This is a genomic window from Roseisalinus antarcticus (genome assembly GCF_900172355.1).
GTDB classification, from domain to species: Bacteria; Pseudomonadota; Alphaproteobacteria; order Rhodobacterales; family Rhodobacteraceae; genus Oceanicola; species Oceanicola antarcticus_A.
This window is the reverse complement of record NZ_FWFZ01000122.1, coordinates 1-1,412: the sequence shown is the minus strand read 5'-3', so window position 1 is coordinate 1,412 and position 1,412 is coordinate 1. Positions and strand designations below refer to the sequence as shown.

The window sequence follows — 1,412 nt, the reverse complement described above, 5'->3', positions numbered from 1 at the left end:
GCGCTGACCGACGTCTGGACGGACGGGGCGAACTGGCGGCTCGGCCACTGGCTGACCGGGCGGCTTGGCGCGGTGTCGTTGGCAGCACTCGTCCGGCACCTCTGCCTGCGCGCCGGGCTGCCCGAGGATCGCATCGACGTCACCGGTCTCTGGGGCGCGGTGGAGGGCTACGCCATCACCGCGCTGGAAAGCCCGCGCGCCTCGATCACAACGCTGTCGCGCCACTTCGGATTCGACGCCGTCGAGACCGAGGGGGTGATCCGCTTCCTCATGCGCGGCCGCGCCTCGGTCATGACCCTCGCGCCCGACGATCTTGTGGCCCCTCGCGAGGGCGACGTGCTGGAGCTGACGCGCGGCCAGGAGACCGAGCTGCCGCAGGCGCTGAAGTGGCAGGTCGCGCGGGCCGACGAGGATTACGACGCGGCCCTCGTCGAGGCGCGGCGCATCACCGTGGACACGACGCGGACTGCCTCGGAGTCCTTCCCGATGGCCGTGCCGCCCGAGGAGGCCGAACGGCGCTGCCGCCGCGCGCTGATGGAGGCGTGGGTGGGGCGCGAGACGGCGGCATTCCGACTGCCGCCCTCGCGGCTCGCGCTCGATCCGGCCGACGCGATCCGGCTCGCGCATGACGGGCGGCTGGTCGATCTGCGGCTCGTCTCCATCGCCGACGCCGGGGCGCGCGGCATCGAGGCCGTCCGCCAGGACCGCGCGACCTACGATCTGCCGCCCGGCGATCCCCGCGCGGCGTCGCTGACGCGCGCCGTGGTGTTCGGCGCGCCGGACGCGGTGCTGATGGACCTGCCGCAACTGACCGAGGACCAGCCCGCGCATCGGCCGCTGGTTGCGGCGCATGCGGTTCCCTGGCCGGGCGAGATGGCGGTGTTTCGCAGCCCTGCGACCGATGGCTTCGAGTTGCTGACCACGTTTGGCAGCCGCGCCCGGATCGGGGCGCTGGTCTCGGACCTCTACGCGGGGCCGACGTCGCGCTTCGATCTCGGCAATGCGCTGGTGGTCGATCTGCTGACCGGAACGCTGGAGAGTGTCACAGATCTGACGCTGTTCGGCGGGGCCAACGCGCTGGCGATCGAAACCACGTCGGGCGTCTGGGAGATCGTGCAGGCGGGCGCGGCCGAGCTGCTGGCGCCCGGCCGGTATCGGCTGACGCGCCTGCTGCGCGGCCAGCGCGGCACCGAGAGCGCCATGGGAAATCCGGCGCCCGCTGGCGCGCGGGTCGTGGTGCTGGACGCGTCGCTCGCGTCCCTGCCGATCGCCGAGGCCGATCTCGGCATCCCGTGGAACTGGCGCATCGGCCCGGCGAGCCGTGCGGTCAGCGACGAGACCTATGTCGCACAGGCCTTCACGCCTGCGGGCATCGGGCTCCGTCCGTTCTCCGTCGCCCATGTCGAGCAGCC

1 protein-coding gene is annotated in these 1,412 nt (G+C 72.9%); it reads left to right on the top strand.

Annotation, left to right across the window (positions count from 1 at the left end):
- A partial coding sequence (locus ROA7023_RS23500; RefSeq protein ID WP_234992441.1) for a phage tail protein occupies positions 1-1,412 on the top strand: 1,412 nt, incomplete at both ends.